The organism is Aestuariivirga sp. (genome assembly GCF_020252405.1).
Classification (GTDB): Bacteria; Pseudomonadota; Alphaproteobacteria; order Rhizobiales; family Aestuariivirgaceae; genus Aestuariivirga.
The window spans coordinates 50655-57627 of sequence record NZ_JADCDA010000078.1 but is presented as its reverse complement, the minus strand read 5'-3'; the positions used below and the strand labels follow the sequence as shown (position 1 = coordinate 57627).

The following is a 6973-nucleotide window of genomic DNA, read 5'->3' as shown; positions in this document are numbered from 1 at the left end:
TGGTCGCGGATCCGGGCCTCGTCGATCTTGATAACTTGCCCCATCGATCTGCCTTCGTTCTCTTCCTTCATGGCCTCTTTCCTTCTTCAATGTGAAAGATGCCGCCGTCTTTGAAAAGTGCGAAAGATTGTGTACGTTATCCATCCGTGCCGGACGGTTGCGGCAGGCTGGCAAGCGTGTAGCCCGCGGGCATGATGAAGCGGATGGTCCAGGAATTGTCCTTTTCGCTCTGGGTCACGGGGGCGGTCATGGCAATCTTGTCGCCGCCGCGATCGCTGGCGAAAATGTAGCGCGCCAGAGGTCCGAAGCCCGCCCGCACGGCCTGGTCGCGGGTTCCGGTGCGGATGACCTCGGCCACGGTCAGCGCCGGGTATGAGCGCATTTCGATGGGCCCGTCGGCCTTGACCACCTCATAGCGCGCCACCTCGACGTTGCGCGTCTGGACATACCAGACGCCGACGAGGCCGATGACGATGGCCAGAAGCGCCAGGGCGAGGAAGGTCAGCATGCGGCGGGCCTTGTGCGGAAAAATGGACATGCCTCAGATACGTCGAAAGTCTTTGTATGGACGTTGCAAGTCTCCCGCCTCATTGTCGGCATCCAGGCGAAGGCCGGGGTGACGCCATTTGGGAGCCAGAGCTGGTTTCGGTTCAGTGGACTCGAAACCTGCTCCATCTCTTTGTTTGGTCGCATTTTCGACGGTCAACCGGTGTCCACTTGACCTGAAAATGCTTTAGCCTCGGCGAAACACTCCTACCCCAGCCCCGGCCCGGCCGGCACCGCCACATGATGCTGCCGCGCGCCGGCCAGGCGGAGGGCGGAAAGGTCAACGGCATGGCCGGGATACCCACACAGCAATTCTGGACAGCAAGCCGGAGTTGAGTCTAGCATCACCAAAAAATGCAAACCGCAGGGGAGGAACCATGGCGGGCAAGAATGATTTTCCCAAGCTTCACAATGCGATGTGGCCTGGCCTCGTCGGCAAGGGGCCGGAGTCGGAGCCGCCCATCGGCCTTGATGCGATGATCGCGCTCACCGCCGCGGCGGAGGTGGATGGCGTGAGGTTCGACGGCATCGACATCTTCCATGCCGCGCCCCACACCAGCATCGACTTCACGGCGGATGAGGCCAAGGCGCTGGCGGAGAAGGCGGCGGGGCACAATCTCGCCATCGGCTCCATCGTCGCTCCCGTCTGGCCACCCGTCGGCGGCGGTTCGGCCATGGGCTCAGCCGAGGACCGCAAGAAATTCGTGGCCAATGTTCGCAAGTCCTGCGAGCTGGGCAAGGCGCTGCGGGACCTGGGGGTCCGCAAATATGGCGTCATCCGCATCGATTCGGCTTCGAGCCCGGCCGACTGGGCCAAGGACCCGGCCGCCAGCACCAAGCTCATCGCCCAGACCTGGCGCGAGGCCTGCGACGTCGCCAGGGACTATGGCGAGCGTCTGGCGGCGGAGGGCGAGATCTGCTGGGGCGGCATGCACAGCTGGAAGGCGATGATCGACACCCTCGAACAGACCGACCGTCCCGGCATCATCGGCTTCCAGGCCGACATGGCCCACACGCTGCTCTACACCATGGGCTACAACGCGCCCGAAGCGGCGCTGCTGCCCGAAGGCTTCGACTGGAAGGACCAGGCCAAGCTCGATGCCGCACTCGTCAGGATGACGGACCTGCTCCGCCCCTGGACCATCGATTTCCACGTCGCCCAGAACGACGGCACGGTGAAGGGCATGGGTTATCATGACAAGACAGGCCGCCACTGCATGGTGACCGACCCCAACGGCCGCCTCGACATCGTGAAGCATGCGGGGCTGTGGCTCAGGAATAAAGACGGCAGCCTTACCAAGGCGATGAAGCACATCTGCTGGGATGGCTGCATGTTCCCCAATGAGGTGATGCTGAAGCAGCAGACCTGGAACGACATCCTCGCAGTGATGATCAAGGTCCGCGACGCGCATGGCTGGGAGGGCTGACCGGATGGCGAAGAAAACCCTCAACATCGGCATGGTGGGCTATGGCTTCATGGGCCGCACCCATTCCAACGCCTTCGCGCAGGCGCCGCGTTTTTTCGATCTCGGCTGCACGCCGGTGCTCAAGACGATCTGCGCCCGCAACGCCGAGAAGGCCAAGGATTTCGCGGAGCAATGGGGCTATGAATCAAGCGTTACAGACTGGCGCAGGCTGGTCGATGACAAATCGGTCGACCTGATCGACATCGCCAGCCCCAACGACACGCATATGGAAATCGCCATCGCGGCGGCACAGTCAGGCAAAATGGTGATGTGCGAGAAGCCGCTCGGCCGCTCAGCCGCCGAATCCGCCAAGATGGTGGAGGCCGTGGAGCGCGCGGGCGTTGCCAACATGGTGTGGTACAATTACCGCCGCGTGCCGGCCGTGACGCTGGCGAAGCAGCTCATCGACGAAGGGCGGCTGGGCAAGATATTCCACTACCGCGCCAAGTTCCTGCAGGACTGGACCATCTCCAAGGACCTGCCGCAGGGCGGCCAGGGCCTGTGGCGGCTTGACGTGGGGGTCGCGGGTTCGGGGGTCACGGGCGATCTCCTCGCCCATTGCATCGACACGGCCATGTGGCTCAACGGCGGCATCTCCTCGGTCACCGGCATGACCGAGACCTTCATCAAGGAGCGCCACCACAACATCACCGGCAAGACGGAGAAGGTGGGGATCGACGACGCGAGCCTGTTCCTGTCGCGTTTCGATAACGGTTCGCTCGGCAGCTTCGAGGCGACGCGCTATGCCCGCGGCCACAAGGCGCTCTATACGCTGGAGATCAACGGCGAGCATGCCTCGATCTTCTGGGACCTTCATGACCTGCACAGGTTGCAGTATTTCGACCATCGCGACGAGGGCCGCACCCGCGGCTGGCGCTCGGTGCACATCACCGACGGCGATCACCCCTATATGAACAAATGGTGGGTGCCCGGCCTGCAGATCGGCTATGAGCACACCTTCATTCATCAGGCCGCCGACTTTATCGACGGGTTGACGTTAGGCAAGCCTGCCGCACCCACCTTCCGCGATGCGCTGGCCACCGATCTCGTCACCGATGCGGTGCTGAGGTCGGCCAAAACCGGCCAGTGGGAGAGCGCCAAGGGCTGACGCCTCAACTTGCACTAAGTTTAGGCAGCAACTGCAAGCGCGACAGCTTTTGCAAGCGCTGAAAGGCGTCTTGCAAATCGTCCGGGACAGGTTAGTCTCTCGCCTAAGAAGAGCCCTCAGGGCCGCTGAACAGGGAATGGGAATGGCAGGAAGCAAGGTTCCAGCGCTGCGTTTGTCGGGGATTTCGAAGTCCTACGGCAAGGTGCGCGCGCTCGACGATCTCTCCTTCGACGTGGCGGAGGGACGCTTCTTCGTGCTGTTCGGGCCCAGCGCCGTCGGCAAGACGACGACGCTGCGGACGATCGCAGGCCTCGTTGCCACCGATGCGGGCCGGCTCGAGATCAACGGGCATGACGTGACGACCGCGCCGATCGCGGGCCGCGGCGTCTCCATGGTGTTCCAGTCCTTCGCGCTCTATCCGCATCTCACGGTCCATGAGAACTTCGCCTATCCCCTGAAGGAAGAGGGCGTTGGCCGGGAAGAGATCGACACGCGCGTCAAGGAGACCGCGGCGATGCTCAAGCTCTCGCATCGCCTGGAGCGCAAGCCCAACACATTGTCGGGTGGCGAGCAGCAGCGCGTGGCGCTGGGCCGCTCGCTGATCCGCCGGCCGAAGATCCTGCTGCTCGACGAGCCGTTGACCAATCTCGACGCCAAGCTGCGCCATGACATGCGCGCCGAGTTGAAGCGGCTGCACCGCCAGTTCGGCATGACCATCGTCTATGCGACACCCGACGAACTCGAAGCCCTGTCGATGGGCGAGGAGATCGCCGTGATGCGCAACGGCGCGGTGGTGCAGCGCGGCACGCCGGACGAACTCTACGAGCGGCCGGTCGATACATATGTGGCGGGCAAGATCGGCTCGCCGCATATGAACATGGTCAGGGCAACGCTCAGCGCCGATCTTTCCAGCCTCGACACGCCGCTCGGCAAGCTGCTGTCCGGCCGCAAGTTTCATTCCGGCGCCGCGGGCGAGGCCGCTCTTGTGGGCATCCGCCCCAGCGACCTTCGCCCCGCCATCGAAGGCGAGGCCGCCGTTCCATCCCGCGTTCACCTCATCGAGCCCCTGGGCGACGTGACCGTCGTCTCGGTGGAGGCCGGGGGCGAGACGCTGCGCATGGTGCTTCCCGAACAGAGCGCCTCGGGCCTCAAGCCCGGCGACGCTGTTCCGATCGCCATAGACCTGAGCAAGATCCACATCTTCCGTGCCGCCAGCGGACAGGCAATGACCTAACGCCAAGCGGCCAGAAGCCTAACGGTTAACCATGGGAGGAAACCTGACATGACCGTAATGACGAAGATGAAAGGGTTCGCGGCCGCCGCAGGCCTCGCCGCGACCCTGCTGACCGGAGGGGCGGCTCAAGCCCTTGCGGAAGAAGTGACGCTGACCATGGCGGTGCCGGATTGGCCGCCAACCCGCATCATGAAGAAATTCTTCGATGAGCAGTACAAGCCGAAGTCCGGCAACACCGTGAAGCTCGATGTCGACTTCATTCCGTGGGGAGATTTCTACACGCGGGTCAACGCGTCGCTGACGTCCGGAGAGCAGAAGTACAACTTTGTTGTCTCTGACTCGCAGTGGCTCGGCGCGTTTGTCGAGGGCGGTTACTTCCGGAAGGTCAATGACCTTCTTGACGCCGACCCTGAGTTCAAGGCGGTGATGGAGAGCATGCATCCGAATCCTCGTGATGCATACTCGACGTACCCGCACAAGACGCCGAATTTCTATGGCTTCCCGCAGTTTCCAGATGTGCTTGTGAACTTCGCGCGCTCCGACATCCTCTGCCACGAGGAAGAGCAGAAGAACTTCCAGGCCAAGTACAACAAGAAACTCCCCTGCACGGGTGAAGAACTCGACGCGATGACGTGGGACGACTTCCGTAACGTCGGCGAATTCTTCCGCCGCAAGAAGGGCGAAATGCTGGCCGGAAAGCCTGCCGATGACGACTTCTACGGCATCGCCTACCAAGCGGGCAAAGTCTACGATTTCTCGTCGATGCAAATCAACGGGTTCATCTGGCAGATGGGTGGAAACGTCTGGGATGAAACCCAAGCACCCAAGGGCCAGGCCGAAGGTGTCGTGAACTCTCCGGAGGCCGTGGCCGCGTTCGAGAAGTATCTCAGCATGCTTGAGTTCATGCCGCCTGTTGCGAAAACCGGCACAATGGACATCTTCAAGACGGACGAACTGTTCCGTGAAGGCAAGGTGGCCATGAACATCAACTGGATCGGGCTTGGCGAGGCCTCGCTCGATCCCAAGACCTCCAAGGTCTCGGACAAGCTGGTCTTCGGCCAGATGCCGGGCACCATGGGTGCTGACGGCAAGATGGTGCGCTGGTCCAACATCGGCGGCCAGCCCTTCGTGCTGACCACCTGGACGACCGACGCGCAGATCAAGGAAGCCGTGGAATTCGTGAAGTGGTGGCTCAGCCCCGATATCCAGCACCAGTTCGCAGCAAGCGGCGGCCAGTCGGCCATCAAGTCGGTCTATGAGGATCCCAAATACGTGACCTACCGTCCGTGGAACCGCGCCTGGGCCCCGCAGCTCGACTGGCAGAAGGACGTCTGGCACGTGCCGCAGTTCTATGAACTGCTTACCCAGCAGCAGGACCAGTTCGACCTTGCCATCACCGGCAAGCAGGACGCCAAGACCACGCTCGACAACATCGCCAAGTTCCAGCAGAACCTGCTGACCGAAGCGGGCCTGATCCAGTAACGTGACTGAACCGGGGCGCGGGGTGGCCTGGCCAACCCCGCGCCCTCTTTGCTTCTCCCACCCGGAATCCATGCAACGATGTCCATGACTGCCACAGCCGCCCCTCCGGCCCTGTTCAGCGTGACGCTGGACAACTGGAAGCTCGCCATCCTGGTAGGGCTCGTCGTCTCGGTCGTGGCCGTGCTGGCGCTGCCCGCAGGCATCGCCTTCTGGATCGTCGGCGCCATGGCGGCCATGATCGCCGCCGCCTTCGTGGTCAATGCCTACCGCCGCAAGTATTATGGCGGCCTGCTCGTGGCGCCGGCCATCGCCGTGCTCTTCGTCATGAACATCTTTCCGCTGCTGTGGTCGCTGGGCCTATCCTTCTTCGCCTATCAGTCAAACCAGCAGTCGATCCGCTTCATCGGCCTCAACAACTACATCAAGGTTCTAACAAACGAAATCGCGGCGCCCGCTAACTGGGATGCACTGATCAACACGGCGATGTTCGTGGTCCTCACCGTCACGGCGCAGATGATCGTCGGCTTCCTGCTGGCCATGCTGTTTGCCAAGCAATTCCCGCTGCGCAAGTACCTTCTCATTCTCGTGCTGACGCCGATGATGCTCTCCGTCGTCGCGTCCGGCGTGTTCTTCACCTACTACTACGACCCGACCTTCGGCATCCTCTCCTACGTGGTCAATTCCATCACTGGCGGCCAGTTCATCCTGATGAGCTCCAAGGTGGGCGCGGTCACCGGCATCGTCTTCGCCGATGCCTGGATGTGGTCGCCCTTCGTCATGCTGCTTGTGCTGGCGGGTCTCGTCTCGGTGCCGAAATACCTCTATGAGGCGGCCGCCATCGACCGCGTGTCCAAGTGGCGGCAGTTCTGGACCATCACCTTCCCCTATATCCGCGGCCTGCTGATGCTGGCGCTGCTGTTCCGCACCATCGAGGCCTTCAAGCTCGCAGACCTCGTCATCCTGCTCACCAAGGGCGGCAATGACACCATGACGATCTCCTACCACCTGATCCGCATCGCCAACGAACAGAACAAGACATCGGAAGGCGCTGCGCTGTCCTATCTCATGCTGTTCATGGTGATCGTGCTCACCAATCTCTACCTCTACATCGCCAACCGCCGCAGCCAGGGAGCCTGA

Annotated in this window: 6 protein-coding genes; 5 read left to right on the top strand and 1 reads right to left on the bottom strand. The window is 62.2% G+C overall.

Annotation, left to right across the window (positions count from 1 at the left end; all coding sequences use genetic code 11):
- Positions 1–136 precede the first annotated feature (136 nt).
- A complete protein-coding gene (locus tag IOC69_RS12060) occupies positions 137–538 on the bottom strand; it encodes a heme-binding protein (RefSeq protein WP_290543805.1) in 402 nt (133 codons plus the stop codon).
- Between the two features lie 385 nt (positions 539–923).
- Here IOC69_RS12060 and IOC69_RS12055 point away from each other — a divergent pair, with 385 nt between their 5' ends.
- The 5 genes from IOC69_RS12055 (at position 924) to IOC69_RS12035 (ending at position 6973) form a co-directional block, all read left to right on the top strand.
- Positions 924–1973, top strand: coding sequence for a TIM barrel protein (locus tag IOC69_RS12055; protein WP_290543804.1), 1050 nt, complete (start codon positions 924–926; stop codon positions 1971–1973).
- Positions 1974–1977: 4 nt separating this feature from the next.
- A complete protein-coding gene (locus tag IOC69_RS12050) occupies positions 1978–3120 on the top strand; it encodes a Gfo/Idh/MocA family oxidoreductase (protein WP_290543803.1) in 1143 nt (380 codons plus the stop codon).
- Between the two features lie 142 nt (positions 3121–3262).
- On the top strand, positions 3263–4354 hold the full coding sequence (locus IOC69_RS12045) for an ABC transporter ATP-binding protein (RefSeq protein WP_290543802.1): 1092 nt from the start codon (positions 3263–3265) through the stop codon (positions 4352–4354).
- 48 nt (positions 4355–4402) lie between these two features.
- On the top strand, positions 4403–5836 hold the full coding sequence (locus tag IOC69_RS12040) for an ABC transporter substrate-binding protein (protein WP_290543801.1): 1434 nt from the start codon (positions 4403–4405) through the stop codon (positions 5834–5836).
- A gap of 84 nt (positions 5837–5920) precedes the next feature.
- Positions 5921–6973: a carbohydrate ABC transporter permease gene (locus IOC69_RS12035; RefSeq protein WP_290543800.1), complete on the top strand. Its 1053-nt coding sequence runs from the start codon at positions 5921–5923 to the stop codon at positions 6971–6973.